Raw genomic sequence first — 18244 nt, 5'->3', positions numbered from 1 at the left:
ACTGCTTGATGGATTCGGTTTTGAAGCGTCGAATTGGTGTTTGAAATGCCGCTCTGGGCCACCCTCGTAGACGGCCCGAATTTACGATATTTCGATGGCCTCGGTGATTGCCAGCGCGTCCTCAAGTTCGACGCCCAGGTATCGGTCTGTGCCGTCCATCTTGGTGTGTCCAAGCAGTAGCTTAACCGCGCGCAAGTTGCCGGTCTTTTTTGCAGATATGGGTCATCTTTGTTCGTCTCATCGAATGCGTGCCATATGCGCTCGCCTCCAGACCGATCAATGTCACGCAATCTCGCACGATCCGCGCATACTGGCGTGTCGAGATGTGAAGACGCTCATGGAAGCGGCTCGGCCAAAGGTACTCAGAGCCGACCATGAGTTCATCCTCCATCCACTTCTCGACCGAGGCTCTGGTACCTTCGGATGCTTCAAAGCGCCCCGGTTTTTGCGTTTTGCTTTGCAACACGGAAGCCCGTTCTTTGATCTGGCCAGATGCCATAATGTCTGCGACTTTCATCTTCACCAAGTCACAGCCGCCCAGCTTGCTGTCGATCGCCATGTTGAACAGTGCGAGGTCGCGATGGTTTTCTGACAATTCAAGTCGGACACGGATTGCCCAGACTTGCTTTGGGTTCAGCGGCCGTATTTGCCCGGCGTTGCGGCCCTTGTTCCATGCAGGACGAAGTGCGCGAATGGCTGGTAGGTTTGGTGTTTCCATGACTGATCCTCCGATCTGCCATGCCCTCCAAAGCGACAACCCGACGATGACGAGGTACCATATCACGCGATTGCTGCACTGCCTTCGAGGTCTGCAATGAGCCCAATCTGACAAATGCTGCGTCGCGCACGAGTGACGTCGATGCTCTGATTGCTGCCATTGGCCTGCACACGGCGGCCCATGGCTGACCTTCATCTACAGGTGGCGATGCTGCGTTGCAGCAGGTCGGAACGACCATTGGCTGCTTTCAATTCGTTCTCGGTCAATCGATGTCGAGCAACACAGGCACCCGCATTAAAGCCGTTGATAGCGGTACATTGAATCCAGACTCATTGAAAACCAGCAGTACTGTAACGCCGAATCTGCGAGCAGCTTGCTAGCAATACCCGTGAGGCCGTCTCTCCAACCCACGCCGGCCTCAATATTCGGTCTATCAATTCCCCTGGTTCCGAGCTTCAAGCCGTTCCAGATTTACAACCGTCGAAAGCATCAGACGATCATGGCTCCAATCCTGAGTTTGACGCACCGAGGCTGACCCAATGGCAAGCACAACAACCAGAGAAAGCGTCAATCCAATGAAAATCGCCGACAATTGTGTGGTCGCCACGGGCGCATCGGTCAGGGCAATCACACGCTGACGCAATACATGTTTTGCTTTCTGTCCGTTCACCAAAGCCACATGAAGAATACGAGGGCTCTTCAGCTTCACCGAACGTGTGCAGTATTCTAGCAAGCAGGCGGTATAGTCGGTCGCGTCAATGCCTTTGCGCGAGACGACGGACTGATCGCAGGCTAGCTCGCGAAGCCGGTCGAACTGATGCTTCATGGCCAAATAGGCCGGGTTCCAGAACAGCAGCGGGCGCAAAAGCTCGAAGCCCAATTCCCATTCCACGTCCAATGCGCGGATATGCTGGAATTCATGTGCCAGAGCAAAGCGAAGATCGCGCGGCGAGTTCAGCAGATGGCTGGGCAAAACGACGTGGCGGCGACGAAGGCCGCGCACTGCAAATGGCACGGTGACGCGGTCCGAGATACGGATATCCACCTTAGAGGATTGCCGCCACAGAAAGCTGGATCTTACGGCGTTGCGAATTGCAAGCGCGTTGCGGACAACCCGAATTGCCAGAACAGCCGATAGAAAAACCAGCGCAATCAACGCGCAAGTCACGAAGACAGAGCCGCCAGACAAGACATAGTCGAGCCAGCGTTCGCGCGTATTCAAAAGGGTTTCGAACTGCGCAGCCGGCATGGCGATTTCGCCGCGCAGATAGGCCGCCACCGCAATATCCCCCAGCGCGACAACACGTCCAGGCCATACCTGAGCGACAAAACCCGAAACACTCATCGCCAGAACTGGGCTGAGCATAACGCCGATGCAAAGTATCTTGAGCGAACGAAGCTGAGCAACAAAGCCGTACCGCATGGGCGTCACCGCAAGGGCCCCGCGCACGACCAGCCAGATCAGCGCCGAAAATCCAAGCACAACGTTGAACTCGAGAAATGCGTCGAGAACCGGTTTAACCGCTGTCATTTTGCAGTCTCCTCTCTACCAGTGCTCGAATCTCCTCTAGATCATCTTCTGTCAGCCCTTCATCGTCGACCAGCCTTGCAACCAGTGTTGCGGGCGTGTCGTCAAAAAGGGTCCGGGACAAATTCTGCAACGACCGCGACTGATACCTGTCCTTCTCTAGAAGGGGTCTGTAGATCAGCGACTTGCCGTTCTTCTCGCTTTCGACGAACCCTTTTTCATCAAGGATCCGCAGAATCGTGGCGCCTGACGTGTAGGCCAGATTGCGATCAGGTGGCAGGCGATCAAGGACTTCACGGACCGAACCCTGACCAAGCGCCCAGAGTTCGTTCATGAACTCAAGTTCCACTTCGGTCAGTAGATTTGTTGTTTTTTTCTTTCGCATCGATCTCGGTGTCGCCATTTTTTAGTATGCCTGACAGACAAGCATCCTTTCGTTGTTTCGCAAAGCCTAAACTTTCCAGAAGACGAAGACGCCCCAACCGATGGACAGGAAAAGAGGTGTCCAAACCGGTTGACCCACCAATCCAAGCCAAGCGAGGAAGATATAGGCCGATCCGAGAAGCGTAATGAACAGACGGTCACCCAGCGTTGTCGTTAGCCCGAGTACGCCACGTCGTTCGATCCCGTCGCGGAATTTGAACCCTTCCAGTGCACCGATCAAAGCAATGGCCGAGAAGATGCCGACAAACAGCGCCAGTGTGGCCGGTGTCCAGGCCATCCAGAAATCGGGCCACAGCGGATCAGTCCACGAAAAGCCCTTTTCCTCTTGCTGGCCGACGCTGCCCCAGCCGGCCTGCTGAGCCGCAGCCATGGAAGGCAGAAATGGAAGGGAGAGAATAAGTTTACGCATATCGAACCTCACACTCGGCCCATCGCGAAACCACGCGCGATGTAGTTGCGGACAAACCAGATGACGATTGCGCCGGGGATGATGGTCAGGGTTCCTGCGGCCGCCAGCAAGCCCAACTCATACCCCGCGCTAGAGGCGGTGCGGGTCATCACGGCGGCGATGGGTTTGGCCTCGACTGCGGTCAGTGTTTTAGCCAGTAGCATCTCAACCCACGAGAACATAAAGCAGAAAAAGGCTGCGACGCCGACGCCTGCCTTGATGTTCGGCAGGAAGATCGTCACGAAAAAGCGCGGAAAGGAATAGCCATCAACATAAGCGGTTTCGTCCAACTCTTTCGGGATGCCGCGCATGAAGCCTTCCAGAATCCACACCGCCAGAGGCACATTGAACAGCGTGTGCGCCAGCGCCACGGCCAGATAGGTGTCAAACAGGTGGATCGACGAATAAAGCTGGAAGAACGGCAGGGCGAACACGGCGGCCGGGGCCATCCGGTTGGTCAGCAGCCAAAAGAAAAGTTGCTTGTCGCCCAGGAACCGATAGCGCGAGAACGCGTAGGCCGCAGGCAGCGCCACACAGACCGAGAGAACCGTGTTGATCGTTACGTAGATGATCGAGTTGATATAACCCCAGTACCATGTCGGGTCGGTGAAGATGGTGATGTAGTTCTCCAGCGTGAAGGTCTGCGGGAACAAGGAAAAGCCCGACAGGATCTCGTTCGTGGTCTTGAAGGACATCGCCACCAGCCAATAGATGGGCAGCATCAGGAACGCGATATAGAGGATCGGGATAAGAGACCGCTTCTTCATTGCGCGTCATCCTTTGTCATCAGAGTGTAGAAGACCCAGCTGACCAGCAGCGTGATGGCGAAATAGATCAGGCTCATCGCGGCCGCAGGGCCTAGGTCAAACTGTCCAAGCGCGATCTTCACAAGGTCGATCGACAGTAAGGTGGTTGAGTTTCCGGGACCGCCGCCCGTCAGAACGAAGGGCTCGGTATAGATATTGAAACTGTCCATAAAGCGCAGCAGAACGGCAATGGTCAGGACGGTCTTCATCTTCGGCAGCTGGATGTAGCGGAACACCGACCACGGGCTGGCCCCGTCTATTTTGGCGGCCTGGTAATAGGCATCCGGGATCGACACGAGGCCCGCATAGCACAGCAGCACCACCAGCGACGTCCAGTGCCAGACATCCATGACAATAACCGTTATCCAGGCCGATAGCGGCTGTTGTGTCATGTCATAGTTGATACCCAGAACGTCATTCAGAAAATATCCCATCAGGCCGATTTTCGGCAGCGTAAAGATATTCCACATCGAGCCGACCACGTTCCAGGGGATCAGCATCGGCAACGCCATCAGCACCAGACAAACCGGCACCCAAAACCCTTTGCGCGGCATGGAAAGGGCAACAATGATGCCCAAGGGCACCTCGATCAGCAGTATCAGGAAGGTGAACAGGAACTGCCGACCGAGGGCCGCTTGGAACCGGTCAGAACGCAGGATTTGTTCGAACCAGCCCAGACCTTCCCAAAAGAACTGATTGTTGCCAAAGGTTTCCTGTACCGAGTAGTTGACCACCGTCATCATCGGCACCAGAGCGTTGAACGCGACCAGCGCCAGCACCGGCAGGACAAAGAACCATGCTTTTTGGTTTTCTGTTCTCATTGCGCCCGCTCCTCGGTTGCGATCCAGCCGTCACGGTAGACGCGGGATTGTTCAGGTTTGAATTGCAGGAAAACCTCGGATCCGGGTTTTGGCACCTGATGGTCGGTGACGGCCTTTAAGGCGGTGTTGCCGACCATGGCGCTGACCACATAGTGGCGACCGATGTCCGAAACTTTGGTCACATGTGCTGGAATGCCGGTGTCGCCAAAGCCCACATATTCCGGGCGAATACCCAGATCGGTGCGACCTCCGTCGCCGTGGGTGGGGCCTTCCAACATCACCTCATGGCCCTCGAATACCGCGCGGTCGCCTTTGGCTTCGCAGGGTAGAACATTCATGCCGGGCGAGCCGATGAAATGGCCGACAAACGTGTGCTGAGGCCGCTCGAACAATTCAACTGGCGTACCGATCTGCACCACTTCGCCTTCCTGCATTACGACCACTTCGTCGGCGAAGGTCAGAGCCTCGGTCTGATCGTGGGTTACGTAGATCATCGTGGCTTTGACGCGCTGGTGTAGTTCCTTCAGCTTGGACCGCAGCTTCCATTTCAGATGCGGGTCGATCACGGTTAGCGGCTCGTCAAACATCACTGCGTTCACGTCATCACGGACCAGACCGCGCCCCATCGAGATTTTCTGCTTGTTGTCCGGGCTCAGGCCACTGGCGCGGGTGTTCAGCATGTCGGTGACGTCCAGCATCTCGGCGATCTCATCGACACGGCGCTTGATTGTTGCCGGATCAACGCCTCGGTTTTTCAGCGGAAAGGCCAGGTTTTCGCTCACAGTCATCGTGTCGTAGATCACCGGAAACTGGAATACCTGCGCAATGTTGCGCTGATCGGGTGGCAAGGCGGTCACGTCTTGATCATCAAATAAGATCTGCCCCTCAGACGGCGTCAGCAGGCCCGAGATGATATTCAACAAGGTGGATTTGCCGCAACCCGAAGGCCCCAGCAGCGCATAGGCCCCGCCATCGCGCCAAGTGACGTCGATTTCCTTCAACGCGTAATCCTCAGGCCCTTTTGGGTTAGGCATGTAGCTGTGTCGCAGGTTCGAAAGTTTGATCTGTGCCATGTCAGGCCACCCTTTTGCCGTCTTGGCCGAAATACCGGCAATGGGCCGGGTTCATATAGAAACTGTGATCCTCGCCCACCTGATAGAGGTGGACACCTGAAGCAAGTGACACCCAAGCATCATCCCCATGCTGGAAATGTGCGCTGGAATCCGAGCCTGACAGCTCGGTAACGATCACGCGGCCCGTTAATTCCACATCTGCATCCGACGTTCGGAAAGGTGTCACGCGATGCGGCCGCACGGCGACCATGTAATCCCCATCCGCAATGCCCGAGACCGCCCATCCGCCGCCGCCTGCCAACTGGGCCTGTGCGTCCGAGATGGTTATGCGACCCACATTGATCGGTGGGTCAGAGAACACGCGCGCGGCGGCGATGTTTTCTGGGTTTCGATAGATATCAGCGGTCGGGCCAAATTGAGTGACGCGGCCGTCCTCCATCAGTGCTGTGTAGCCCCCCAGCAAAAGCGCCTCTTCCGGTTCCGATGTCGCGTATACCACGACTGCGCCACGTCCTGCGAATAGGTCGGGCAATTGCTCGCGGAGTTCTTCGCGCAGTTTGTAGTCTAGGTTTGCCAACGGTTCGTCGAGGAAAACCGCGCGGCTTTCCTTGGCAATCGCACGAGCCAGCGCGGTGCGTTGTTGTTGCCCACCCGACAACTCGTGTGGGCGGCGGTGTAACATCGGGCGCAGTTGAAGCAGATCGGCGGCTTCTTCCACGCGGCCCTCGATCTCGGACTTTGCCATGCCCGCAACGCGCAACGGAGAGGCGATGTTGTCGAACACGGTCATATGCGGGTAGTTCACAAAGAACTGATGCACCAGGCTGATCTGCCGCTTCTGCGTGTTCAGTTTGGTGACGTCCTGACCGTCCATCAAGACCTTGCCCGAGGCGATCGGGTCCAGCCCGGCCATCATCTTGATCAGAGAGGTCTTGCCTGATCCTGTAGCGCCCAGCAGCACGTTGAAATGGCCGGTCTGCAGCTTCAGGTCGGTGGGCTTGATATGGATGACGTTGCCGACCCTTTTGGTCGCGTCTTGAAGTTCGATCATGTCCGTGGGTTCCGGTCCTTCAGTGCGGTGCACTGTGGTCGTGGGGGATGCCTAAAGCGGCATCCCCGGTGGCTAGGGCTTACTGAGACTGCCAGCGCTTGACCAGTTCGTCATAGTTGACGGTCTGGCCTTGCGGCTTTTCGTTCTCCAACTTGGCCTTGGGCGAGCCCGCTTTTTCCAGCCAGAAGGCAGGGTCCTGCGGGTCGTTCAGGCGCGGGCCACAGCCACCGTAGACACCGGCGCTTTCATCCGCGGCCTGCATCCGGGCCATGGTGATGTCCATTTCCTCGGCCAGACGGTCCATCGCCTCTTGCGGGGTAAAGGCGCCCGAGTTCACGTCACCGATCTGCTGCCACCAGATCTGGGCCAGCTTCGGATAATCCGGCACGTTGATGCCGGTCGGCGACCATGCCACACGATCGGGCGAGCGGTAGAACTCTACCAGACCACCGAGCTTGGGTGCGCGTTCGGTGAACGATTCATGGTTGACCGAGCTGTCGCGGATGAAGGTCAGTCCCACGTGGGACTTCTTCACGTCAACAGTTTTGGACGTCACGAACTGGGCATAAAGCCAGGCAGCCTGAGCACGATCCTCGGGGGTCGACTTCAGGAAGGTCCAGGAACCCACGTCCTGATAACCAACCTTCTGGCCTTCCTCCCAATACGGGCCGTGCGGGCTAGGCGCCATCCGCCACAGCGGCGTGCCTTCGTCATCCACAGTGTTGTTGCCTTCGGACTTCGGCTTTACCATGTCTGCGGTAAAGGCGGTGTACCAGAAGATCTGCTGGGCCACGTTGCCCTGGCTGAGTGCCGGCAGCGACTGGTAGAAGTCATAGGACGCAGCCCCCGGAGGCGCATATGCCCGCAGCCACTCATCCCACTTGCGGATCGCGTAGACCGCAGCCGGACCATTTGCAGCACCACCACGCGACACGGACGCACCGACAGGGTTACAGGTGCCCGCTTCCATGCGGATGCCCCATTCGTCGACGGGTACACCGTTCGGCTCGCCTACGTCACCGGCACCAGCCATCGACAGCCAGGCGTCAGTCATGCGCCATCCGAGGTCAGGCGCGCGCTTACCATAGTCCATGTGGCCATAGATCGCGACGCCATCGACTTCTTTCACGTCATTGGTGAAGAATTCAGCAATGTCCTCATAGGCCGACCAGTTGACCGGAACGCCCAGATCATAGCCGTATTTTTCTTTGAACGCGACCTTGTTGTCCTCGTCATCGAACCAATCCTTGCGGAACCAGTAGAGGTTGGCGAACTGCTGGTCTGGAAGCTGGTACAACTTACCGTCTGGGCCGGTGGTGAACTGAATGCCCATGAAGTCATCCAGATCCAGCGTCGGCGAAGTTGTCGCTGCCCAGTCGCCTTCGATCATATCTGTCAGCGGATAGGCCAGCTGAAGGCGCGAATGTGTTCCGATCAGGTCGCTGTCGTTGACATAGCCGTCATACAGGTTCCGTCCGGTTTGTAGCTGAGTCTGAACAGCCTGAACCACTTCACCTTCGCCGAGAATCTGGTGATTGACCTTGATCCCTGTGATTTCCTCGAACGCCTTTGTCAAAACCTCGGATTCATAAGAATGCGTCGGGATACCCTCGGACAGGACATTGATTTCCATGCCTGAGTACGGTTGTGCAGCTTCGATGAACCACTTCATTTCGGACAACTGTTCGTCCTTCGACAAGGTCGATGGCTGGAATTCGTCGTCAATCCAACGTTGTGCTGCGGCTTCGTCGGCCCAAGCAGGACCGTGCCCCGCAATGACGGCCGCTGCCGCCACTGCGGAAAGTAGATGTCTCCGCATCTGTCTCCTCCCAAGATTAAGTGATCCGGCGCGGACCGGATGGCATTCAGCATCGGTGATATTTGGCGCGGCTGTCAAACTAAAATTTTAGTAATAACGCTTTGCCTTGATAAGTGCATGATAATACACATAATTTTTATTGTCGAAATACGTAAGATTGAAACTTGGTTCAATCAACTCGTATCCGTAGGTGCCGAAAGCATCGCAAAAACAAATTTTTGAGCTGGTATAACACCCGCTGCTCAAATGCGAACAGGGTGAAATACAAGGCTGACGTCTGCCAACTTCAAAGTCCAACTAGCCTGCTTGCAATTGCAACGAAAGATTATCATCCCGCTTGACCTGCAAGGGGCAGCTTTCGCGATCCGCCAGCAACTGCCGTTCGAGCGCCCGTAGCGAACCGACGCTTTGTCCGCGATCTTTGAGTTCATGGTCCCTTAGATTTTGCGGTCGCAGCGAAAGTCCGGTCTGACGGGCCGCAGCGCAACTAAGGCGAGCACCGACCGATGACCGGTAAGGGCCGTTCTCACCCAAGCGAGCATTACAATTCATGCACGTGCTGCGCCTCCGAGTTCGGTGGTGAGCCCATTTTGCTCAAGCGACGCCGTACAGCGGATGTGTGGTTGTCTATGCGCGGCTGCACTTAGCGTATAGCCCAGTCGTGAGATCAAAGTGTGAGGTCCCAGGTTTCTTGCACGCTCTCACTGCCAAAGTGATATCCGGAAATGCGCTCGGTCAAAGTGAATCCGAATCTAGCGTAGAGCGCGCGTGCGACTACCTGTGTCTCGTGGGTCATTAACGTCATGCGTTTGAACCCTGATGCACGCGCGTGATTCAGACAGATCGTCATTAAACGCTTGCCCAAGCCCATTCCGCGGGCCTCGGGTTCCAGAAAGAACAATCGCAGTTTCGCGACGCCGGGTTCTTCTGTATTCATGCAAAAAATTGATCCAAGCCGCGTCTCGCCGCTATGAGCAATAAAGGCGCGGTTTCCATCAATGCCTTGGATCGGCAAAAAAGCCGCAAGGATCTGCATGACGAGCATCTCCATGCGGTAATCAAATTTATAATCTGTGTAATAGGTCTCGGCGTGCCGATTGACGACCCATCCGGCGTCGCCTGGGGTTAAATCGCGAAATTCGACTGGACCCGGCAGGTCAAATGATCTCACCGCCTGCTCCAAAGCCCGGGCGACGCGCCCTGCATCTGCCCCATCCAATCGCTTGTGGACCTCAAGCGCCATCCGGTCGACAAGCTCGCTAAACTTCTGGTGCCCAGATTCAGTAAGATGAAGTTCCTTTTGCCGTGCATCATGTTCAGAAGGTTTTCTTAGAATCCATCCGGATCGCTCAAAGTTCTTCAAGATACGACTGACATAGCCTTCGTCGAGGTCCAGGGCATTGGCGATCAACCGGGCAGTTGAGCCATTTTGCACTCCGATCTCATAGAAAACCCGCAGTTCTGTGAGGTTCATTCCACTACCGCCGTAGTCGGGTGAGAACAAACCCATTCTCTGTGTGTAGAACCGATTGAAGGCGCGAATTGTCGAGATGTGATCCATTCTGCAATTCCATTTACTTGATAAATTCAAGCAAAATAGAATTACTTGATTATGTCAAGTAAAAGCGCAATACCGTAGTGCCAGCGCAATTTCTGTGTCCCCGAGAGTACAATGGTTAAGCTCGTGTGAAGGCCAAGTTCAAAACTAGTGCTGGCCGCAACCGGCATTCATTCGGTGTCGGCTCAGTCCCGCTCAGCCCACCAAGGCATGTACAAGTAGACTGATTTTGGCCCGCCGAACCGCCGCATGACCGCTGTGAGCCCCAAGGCTACCGAAGAACCGCCAATTGATCATGATCGCTTTTGTGTAGCATCATGTCGTTTATAGTCATTTCTGAGGGCAGACCAATGGTTCACACTGAAGTTTTTGACACGCAGCTAACTGAACTATTTGAATGGCGTCGCGACTTTCACGCACATCCGGAAATCACATTCGACGTTCATAGAACCGCCGGTTTGGTTGCTGAGCGTTTGCATGAGATGGGTGTCGACGAAGTTTATACTGGTATTGGGAAAACAGGCGTCGTTGCCGTGATAAAAGGCGAAAGTACGGCAAGTAACAAAGTGATTGGCTTACGCGCGGACATGGACGCATTGCCCATGCAGGAGCAGACAAATCTCCCTTACGCGTCAAAAATAGAAGGCCGAATGCATGCCTGCGGGCATGATGGGCACACAACGATGCTGCTGGGCGCTGCGCGCTATCTGAGCGAGACCCGTAATTTCAATGGAACTGCGGTTTTAATTTTCCAACCTGCGGAAGAGGCGGAAGGCGGTGGCCTCGCCATGGTTCAGGATGGTCTGATGAATCGTTTTGGTATTCAAAGCGTTTTTGCGCTTCATACGTCTCCTGGTCTGCCCATCGGCCATTTCTCTACTCGCCCGGGAGGCATAATGGGGTCTGCGGACCTATTTGAAGTGCAAATAACTGGAAAAGGCTGCCATGCAGCTTTTCCACACGAGGGTCACGACCCGGCCATTGCCGTTGCTCAGATCATCCAAGGTTTCCAGACGATTGTGTCGCGTTCAATAAATGCGTCGGCACAACACGTCGTTTCAATCACGCAAATCCACATGGGGAATGCAGATAACATCATCGCTGAGACAGCGGAGATCAGAGGGACCGTGCGCAGCCTATCCAGCAAGGCACGTGCTTTGGGCAAACAAAGGATGTACGACATTTGCGCGGGTGTAGCGTCCATGACGGGTACGGATATCGATTTCAATTACATTGACGATTTGCCGGTGACGGAAAACGACCCGAAACAAACCGACATTGCTATTGATGCAGCCTCCAAACTGGTGGGCTCCGAGTCAGTTGACGGCAACCGAACGCCAACCATGGGTGGAGAGGATTTTTCTTTCATGCTTGAGCAACGTCCGGGCAATTTCATGTTTATCGGCAACGGAGATAGCGCGGCATTGCACAACCCAGCCTTCGATTTCAATGATGACGCACTCGCTTATGGCTGCGCGTACTTTGCTACAATTGTTGAGCAACAGTTAGCGATCTGACCCGCACGGAAGTCCGATTGCCGGAATTGACATTGGTGCCGCCGCCGCGAATTGAAGCTTTGTCCGCGATCTGTGAATTCGTTAAGCGACTGATTTTTCTCGCGCGGCGAACGGCAGCAATGTGGGCCGCGGTTGCAGAAATCCAACGAAGTGCTCAAAGTCTGCTATGGGCCGTTTGGAAATATCGTAGAGAACAGGGCAGGGACTTGTGCTGCTGTTGTACTGAGGTCGGCAAAGAGCCCAATGTGTCGAATGCTGCGCATTGCTCGAATGTCCGAAAAGTAGAACAGTCCAGATAGTGAACAGACGTCGCCATGAAGTAATGGGCTCCAGAACAGCAATTTTTGCAATCTTTTCAGGACCTGCAAGCCTCAATCAAGGCATTGGAAGCTTCACCGGAGTAGACCACCCGTCTTTGACTCGGACTAGAATAGATGATCTCAAAAACTTTATGGTAATAGATTCGTGGGGAAATCGCCGTGTTCTACGTCCCGGAAACAGCCCAACCTGGCTTGAGCCGAACGGCTCTTGGCGTCTGTGCCTTTTGCGCGATGGTGAATAGAAATCCGGCCTATCGCGATGTCTTTTACGATCCTTTTTCAGAGCGGCTGTTTGCTGAAGGGGCGGTCGATGGTCAGCGCATTCTAGACAGATTGACCGACTGGCCATCCGTGCTCACTTTCGCAGATGAAAATGGTATAGCTCGGCGACTTGTCGCCCACGTTTTGTGGCGCAAGACTTTCATGCAGAGCCTGGCCGAACAAGCTGTGGCCAACGGCGCTCAACAAATCGTAGTCCTTGGTTCCGGGCTTGACACAATTGGGCTGCGCTTGTCCGGCAGGTATAGCCAAGTCCCTGTTTTCGAAGTTGATCGACCTGAAACGATAGCCGCCAAACGCGTGCTGATTTCCCGCAATTTCGGTGTTCCGCCTAATATCCGATATACCGCAGTGGATTTTGCCCGGGAAACGACGCTGAATAAACTTTTGAAACTCGGCTACGACCACAGCGCCGGCACCGTATTCATCGCCGAAGTCTCGCTGGAATATGTTCCGCCTGCTGAGGTCGCAAAGGTCTATCAGATGGTTAGGTCCAACCGGTCGCCTGCGACCCGATTCCTGACGAGTTATGCGTCCACGGCCAGTGCCTCCCATTCGATGGGCGAAAGAGACGGCATCGGAATTGCCGTTGCGGGGGCGGGAGAGCCGTTCCTGTTCAATGTTACTCCCGACGAGGTATCCGGCTTTGCTTCTGAGCAGGGCTTTTCGGTACTCGACCACCTTTTTGGTAGTGCGCGTATCGGCGACTACATTGCAGCGCTCGGCCTAAGCGCCGAGATGATGGACTTTCCCATGAAACAACTTGATGCCTCTTCGTTTTCTCTTTGTCAGTTGAAGCCTGATTGAGCTCTGCGAAACAGCGAATTGTGATGGCGTATTTCATCAAGTATTGGATAGCTGTTTCATTCCGTTGGTACCACGAAATAGGCACTGCGGACATTTAAAGTGGTGCAAAGAACGGCCGCAATGCTCGCTGACTGTGAGTTCGACCGGCCCCCGTTTTTGCGCTCGCGGCGAATGTCTCCTCTGACGGGCCGCGTCGCAGCAACGGTGACCAAGGTCGAATGGCAGGAACGGGCCGCGCCGCCCCGATAAATTCGGCCTAATCCAAGTTACGCCAGACTTCTCGCATCCAACGCAACTCTTCAGCTACTCCGGTCTGAATTCTTCGTAGCACAGCATGCAGACGCTTCGGCATTGGGCGTTGCTGAGGCCATAGCAAGTTGATCGGGCGCTCTGGGTTGCCGCTATTAATTACTTTGACCAAGGTTCCGTCACGCAGATCGCTGGCGACCTGGTAGCCGAAGAAAGCCGCAAATCCTAAACCCGCGCGACATGCAGTACGAGCAAGAGCAACGCTGTCGCTTACAAATGCGGGATTGGGGCGAACAATGAAAGGTTCCCCACTGCGTTCATTGAACTTCCATGCCAAACCAAAACGTCTTTTGGCGATATCGACACCGACGCATGGTAAGTCAGCCAGTTCATGAGGATCAGCGGGCTTACCAACCTTTGCAATCAGCGATGGCGCTGCGCAGACGAAGGATGGCATGCTCCCAATCCTGCGCGCGATCATTCCGCTGTCCTCCAATTCGCCAATTCGGACGGCGACGTCATACCCCCCGCGAACCAAATCTAGCGGTTGATCAGTTAGGTCGACCTTTAAATGAAGTTCGCAGAGTTCTGATTGCAGAGCTAAAAGCGTTGGTGCCAACACCAGGTTTCCGAACTCTACTGGGGCCGTCAGCTTTATTTGCCCTTTGGGGCTCGCCCGTTGCTCACGAACCCGTTCTTCCGCCGCCTCAATTTCCCCCAAAATACGTTTGCAATCGTGAAAGTACTGCTCTCCCTCGGGCGTTAGGGCCGAGCGCCGCGTGGTGCGGGTCAGGAGTTGCACATCCAGCGCTTTCTCCAGATCCCCGAGGCTCCTGACAACTGATGATTGCGATCGTCCGAGTCGTCGCGCCGCCTCGGTCTGAGAGCCATGTTCGACGATCGCGACAAATGTTCGGATCGAGGTCAGTCTGTCCAATTGTTCCTCATTTCAAATAACAGTTACCCAAAATCAGCATAATTTGACGTGTCGATTTTCTCTACCCTGTCTTTCATAGACAAGGAGATATGCCATGAAACGCTGTATTCTGACCGGATCGCTTGCCCTTTACCTGCTGAGCTCCACTGTCTTGGCGCAAAACAGCGATCAACGTTTAGGCCAAATCGACTTTCCTGTGAGCTGCAATGATGCCGCGCAAGATGAGGTGACCGAGGGCACCTTGTTGTTGCACCACATGATGTACCGAATGGCCGAGTCGCATTTTGAAGCCGCCGCTGCGGCGGATCCGTCCTGCGCAATGGCTCAGTGGGGCATTGCAATGAGCAATTTTCATCCTCTTTGGCCGGGTATTCAATCGCCGCAAGAACGGGAAAATGGCCTAGCGGCGATAGCAAAGGCTGCCGGTCTCGATGCCCCCACATCTTTGGAAAAGGCTTACTTAGCTGCGGTCTCAAGCTTCTATGATGCTGAGCTTAAGGCCTATCCCGAACGCAAAGCTGCCTGGGCGGAGAAACAACGCAAACTTTACGTTGATTTTCCGGACAACTCTGACGCCGCAGCCTTCGCGGCTTTGGCAATGCTGGCTGTCGCGCCCCCATCGGACCAGACCTTTGCGCTTCAACGCGAAGCCGGGTCTCTCTTGGAGGACCTTCACGAAACCGTGCCTCAGCACCCTGGTGCATTGCATTACTTGATTCATGCATATGACCACCCGCCGCTTGCCGAAACGGCTCTTCCATACGTGCAATCATACCTCGAACTCGCGCCTGAGAACCCACATGCACTGCACATGCCGTCGCACATAATGACGCGGCTTGGCCGATGGAAAGAAGCCGCAGACCTCAATCGACGTTCCGCTGCCGCGGTTCTGGCCCAGCCTATGATTGGTGGAACGGTGTCCAACCACTATCCCCATGCGCTCGATTACCTCACCTATGCGTTATTGCAAATGGGCGAGTTTGAATCAGCGGCTGAGACTGTCGATACATTGCTTGGCACGCCCAAAATGCATGACGTTTTCGGCACGGCCTATGCTGTTGCCGCCGCACCTGCGCGCCTCGTGCTTGAGCAGCAGGATTGGGATGCTGCAGCTGCGCTCCCGGACATACCATATGAAGGACTCGAATGGGGACGCTACCCGCATGCACTTGCGATTGTGGCCTTTGCACAGGGTCTTGGATCTGCACGCAATGGCGACGCAGACGGTGCAAAGGCCGCGCTCGACCGCCTCGCCGAACTGAGCGGGATCATGACCGAGCGCAAAATGGGGTACTGGGAAACGTTGACCAAAGCACAAAGCGGTGCAATCGAAGCGTGGTTGGCCTATGAAGCAGGTAGCACTGACGCTGCGCTTAAAATGATGGAGGAGTCTGCCGAAATCGAGGACTCCGTCGGAAAAGCGCCAGTCACACCCAGCCATGTTCTTCCGGTAGGCGAGCAATTGGGTGACATGTTGAGGCTACTCGGGGACTCTGAAGCCGCGATCAAGGCCTATAGTGCCGCTTTGGCGATTTCTCCTAACCGTCGCAGATCGCTTGCGGGGATTTCTGAGACATCAGGCGAGTGAAGCGATCTTGTCTATCACCTAGAAGGAGCTTCTTCTTCGCCGCATGCTGAACGTCTGCTTTGACGGGATTTTGCCGTGTATCAGCCCCAAACTGAGGAAACTGCCGCAAACTATGTGCACAGTCGAGATGTTATCGGCTAGTTCAATTCGAATTCGGATCGCCCAGACATGCTTTGGCTTCAGCGGTCGTTTTTGGCCAACGATACGTCCTTTGTTCCAACTTGGACGAAGCGCGAATGGCAGGAAAGTTTGGGGTTTCTATGGCTGATCCTCCGATCCACCATGCACAACCACAACGACAACCCGATGTTGACGAGGCACCACATCAGAAGATTGCTGCGCTGCCTCCGAGGTCCGCAGAGAGCCCAAAATAACTGATGCTGCGCTCTGTATAAGCGTCAGCTTTGGGTCGGGCTCTAGGTTTGTTGCGTAGTGGATTCTTCGAGACGCGCCTTGAGACGGACAACAACCTTTTGCGCTGTCGCAATATCATCTGGCGACAGGCCTTCCGAGAGTTCATTCACCCATGGGATTTGCCTCGCAATTGCGGCTTCGTACAACTCCTGCCCCATTTGGGTCAGTACAACTAGGTGTGCCCGCTTGTGGTGTGGGTTCGGCTGAATCTCCACTATGCCTTCTTTGCTCATTTCATTGATGATGCGTTGAACGCCCTGCCGGTGAACGCCCATCGTCCGTGCATGCCAGGCAACGGATTCCGGTCGATCAGAATAGGCGATGGCGCCAAGGATCTGCCATCGGGCACTTGTCAGACCAAGTTCTGATACGAGGCGATCACCGGCAAGCTGCAATCGACCGTTCAGCCGAAACACATCCAGTATCAGCGTTGTCACGGCTTCTCCTGCTTCGGTCCTTTGCTCGTTAGGCATATCGACTCCTCATTTCATTTGACAACATATTGTCATTGTGCTTGATGTCTCCCAAATATGACAACATGACACCAAAATGAAGCTACTTTCAAGGAGTACCGCAATGGTTAGTTTCAAACCGCTCGACCCTGAGTTTCCCATTGAACGGCAATTGGGCATCGACGCTGGACCCGTCGTTCTCGTCAATCTCTTCACAGTCGATCCCGTTGACCAAGACGCCCTCGTTGAAGCCTGGAAGAGCGATGCCCAATGGATGAAAATGCAGCCGGGTTACATCAGCACCCAACTGCACAAAGCCGTTGGTGACGGCAGCATGTATATGAACTACGCGATCTGGGACTCTGTTGCGGACTTCCGCGCGGCGTTTTCAAACCCCGAGTTTCAGCAGCAGCTCAGCCACTATCCCTCAAGCGCTGTGACAGCACCCCACCTGTTCGAAAAGGTTGCGGTGCCGAATTGCTGCACAGCCTGACGAAATCCTTTCCAAAAGGCAATTTAAGTGAACCGCAATGAAAACAAAGATTCACGCCATAGCGGGCGGCATCGGCTTTGTGATGATCCTCCTCTTCTGGACATCAACGGCCACCAGCGAACTCTTTGCGAGCCATGAAACAGTCGCTACTGTCAAAGCGTTGATCTTGAAAGGCATGTTCATCCTCATCCCGGTAATGGCCATCGCTGGCGGATCGGGCATGGCAATTGGCCGGAAACGCAAAGACGCGCTTACGAAAGCCAAGAAAACCCGAATGCCTATCATTGCGTTGAATGGTTTTCTGATCCTCGTACCGGCCGCCTGGTTTCTGGCCGGTAAGGCTGCCGCTGGCGAACTCGACAGCACCTTTTACATGGTTCAGGTGGTTGAGTTGATCGCCGGGGCAGCGAACCTGATCATGATGGGTTTGAATATTCGTGATGGCTTGCGAATGACCGGGAAAATTCGGCGCCCCGCCTGATGGCGCGAAATGCCCCCTTTTGGCGGATATTGTCCGGCATTTGGCGGGAATTGTCCTGTGAATCTGAGGCTCCGGCAGTCATCTTGGTTTCAGCAACGAAATCCCAGAGGGTTGAGATGGCGCAGTTTTTTCAGAATCCAGAGCACTACAAGGTGAGCCTTGCTGTGCAAAGCTGTCTTGAGGTTCGTCACACTCTGACCCGGACCGTTTGCGCGGAGATATCGTCGTGAACACGGTGAGCAATGGAACTGTTATGTGTGTCGCCGCATCTGCGCTGTCGCGCGGCGTGTCGATTGCGGAAGTTCAGAACGCCGCTGGGATCTCCTGCAATGTGCTGATGAACCCAGAGGGGATCTGTTGCAAACTTTTTGCCATTGACGCTCAAGAACGTAGAGAGTGAATAGCGGCCGGTGTAATTCAGCCGAAAGTCAGTTCATGATT

At 54.9% G+C, this 18244-nt stretch carries 16 protein-coding genes and 2 pseudogenes; 5 read left to right on the top strand and 13 right to left on the bottom strand.

What is annotated here, in order from left to right; all coding sequences use genetic code 11:
- Positions 1 to 81 precede the first annotated feature (81 nt).
- From ACR0NN_RS24005 to ACR0NN_RS23960, 10 genes and pseudogenes are all read right to left on the bottom strand, one after another.
- Positions 82 to 718 (bottom strand): annotated as a pseudogene (locus tag ACR0NN_RS24005) (tyrosine-type recombinase/integrase).
- Between the two features lie 433 nt (positions 719 to 1151).
- On the bottom strand, positions 1152 to 2249 hold the full coding sequence (locus ACR0NN_RS24000) for a M56 family metallopeptidase (protein WP_170727894.1): 1098 nt from the start codon (positions 2247 to 2249) through the stop codon (positions 1152 to 1154).
- The gene (locus ACR0NN_RS23995) at positions 2236 to 2631 is read right to left on the bottom strand and encodes a BlaI/MecI/CopY family transcriptional regulator (protein ID WP_136443804.1); all 396 of its coding nucleotides are present in this window, start codon (positions 2629 to 2631) and stop codon (positions 2236 to 2238) included. The genes ACR0NN_RS24000 and ACR0NN_RS23995 overlap by 14 nt, the downstream gene beginning before the upstream one ends.
- 66 nt (positions 2632 to 2697) lie before the next feature.
- Entirely contained in the window at positions 2698 to 3099 is a 402-nt protein-coding gene (locus ACR0NN_RS23990; protein WP_170727895.1) for a DUF2160 domain-containing protein, read from the bottom strand.
- An 8-nt stretch (positions 3100 to 3107) separates the two neighbouring features.
- Positions 3108 to 3905 (bottom strand): carbohydrate ABC transporter permease, encoded by a 798-nt coding sequence (locus tag ACR0NN_RS23985; RefSeq protein ID WP_058280831.1) that lies wholly within the window; start codon positions 3903 to 3905, stop codon positions 3108 to 3110.
- On the bottom strand, positions 3902 to 4765 hold the full coding sequence (locus ACR0NN_RS23980) for a carbohydrate ABC transporter permease (RefSeq protein ID WP_170670891.1): 864 nt from the start codon (positions 4763 to 4765) through the stop codon (positions 3902 to 3904). Before ACR0NN_RS23980 ends, ACR0NN_RS23985 begins: the two co-directional genes overlap by 4 nt.
- Positions 4762 to 5838 (bottom strand): ABC transporter ATP-binding protein, encoded by a 1077-nt coding sequence (locus ACR0NN_RS23975; protein WP_170727896.1) that lies wholly within the window; start codon positions 5836 to 5838, stop codon positions 4762 to 4764. The genes ACR0NN_RS23980 and ACR0NN_RS23975 overlap by 4 nt, the downstream gene beginning before the upstream one ends.
- Before the next feature lies 1 nt (position 5839).
- Positions 5840 to 6889 carry an ABC transporter ATP-binding protein gene (locus ACR0NN_RS23970; protein ID WP_170727897.1) on the bottom strand — a complete coding sequence of 350 codons (1050 nt, stop codon included), beginning with the start codon at positions 6887 to 6889 and terminating at the stop codon, positions 5840 to 5842.
- A 79-nt stretch (positions 6890 to 6968) separates the two neighbouring features.
- Positions 6969 to 8708, bottom strand: coding sequence for an ABC transporter substrate-binding protein (locus ACR0NN_RS23965; RefSeq protein ID WP_170727898.1), 1740 nt, complete (start codon positions 8706 to 8708; stop codon positions 6969 to 6971).
- A 667-nt stretch (positions 8709 to 9375) separates the two neighbouring features.
- A complete protein-coding gene (locus ACR0NN_RS23960) occupies positions 9376 to 10182 on the bottom strand; it encodes a GNAT family N-acetyltransferase (protein ID WP_480685746.1) in 807 nt (268 codons plus the stop codon).
- 434 nt (positions 10183 to 10616) lie between these two features.
- On the opposite strand from ACR0NN_RS23960, the gene ACR0NN_RS23955 reads away from it, so the two are divergent.
- Both ACR0NN_RS23955 and ACR0NN_RS23950 read left to right on the top strand, forming a co-directional pair.
- Positions 10617 to 11783 (top strand): M20 aminoacylase family protein, encoded by a 1167-nt coding sequence (locus ACR0NN_RS23955; protein ID WP_480685730.1) that lies wholly within the window; start codon positions 10617 to 10619, stop codon positions 11781 to 11783.
- A 479-nt stretch (positions 11784 to 12262) separates the two neighbouring features.
- A complete protein-coding gene (locus tag ACR0NN_RS23950) occupies positions 12263 to 13189 on the top strand; it encodes an SAM-dependent methyltransferase (protein ID WP_170727901.1) in 927 nt (308 codons plus the stop codon).
- 256 nt (positions 13190 to 13445) lie between these two features.
- Here the strand turns inward: ACR0NN_RS23950 and ACR0NN_RS23945 are convergent, their stop codons facing one another.
- Positions 13446 to 14375 carry a LysR family transcriptional regulator gene (locus ACR0NN_RS23945; protein WP_170727902.1) on the bottom strand — a complete coding sequence of 310 codons (930 nt, stop codon included), beginning with the start codon at positions 14373 to 14375 and terminating at the stop codon, positions 13446 to 13448.
- 94 nt (positions 14376 to 14469) lie between these two features.
- On the opposite strand from ACR0NN_RS23945, the gene ACR0NN_RS23940 reads away from it, so the two are divergent.
- A complete protein-coding gene (locus ACR0NN_RS23940) occupies positions 14470 to 15963 on the top strand; it encodes a tetratricopeptide repeat protein (protein WP_170727903.1) in 1494 nt (497 codons plus the stop codon).
- A 129-nt stretch (positions 15964 to 16092) separates the two neighbouring features.
- On the opposite strand, the pseudogene ACR0NN_RS23935 reads toward ACR0NN_RS23940, so the two are convergent.
- Positions 16093 to 16225 (bottom strand): annotated as a pseudogene (locus ACR0NN_RS23935) (integrase); the annotation flags it as partial.
- A gap of 154 nt (positions 16226 to 16379) precedes the next feature.
- Positions 16380 to 16850 (bottom strand): MarR family transcriptional regulator, encoded by a 471-nt coding sequence (locus ACR0NN_RS23930; RefSeq protein WP_170727904.1) that lies wholly within the window; start codon positions 16848 to 16850, stop codon positions 16380 to 16382.
- A 103-nt stretch (positions 16851 to 16953) separates the two neighbouring features.
- On the opposite strand from ACR0NN_RS23930, the gene ACR0NN_RS23925 reads away from it, so the two are divergent.
- Together ACR0NN_RS23925 and ACR0NN_RS23920 are read left to right on the top strand one after the other, a co-directional pair.
- Positions 16954 to 17322 carry an antibiotic biosynthesis monooxygenase family protein gene (locus ACR0NN_RS23925; protein ID WP_170727905.1) on the top strand — a complete coding sequence of 123 codons (369 nt, stop codon included), beginning with the start codon at positions 16954 to 16956 and terminating at the stop codon, positions 17320 to 17322.
- A 37-nt stretch (positions 17323 to 17359) separates the two neighbouring features.
- Entirely contained in the window at positions 17360 to 17803 is a 444-nt protein-coding gene (locus tag ACR0NN_RS23920; protein WP_170727906.1) for a hypothetical protein, read from the top strand.
- Positions 17804 to 18244: the final 441 nt, after the last annotated feature.

This window comes from Ruegeria sp. BA2, from assembly GCF_056539605.1.
The sequence above is the reverse complement of the archived record's forward strand: the minus strand, read 5'-3'. Positions and strand labels throughout refer to the sequence as shown.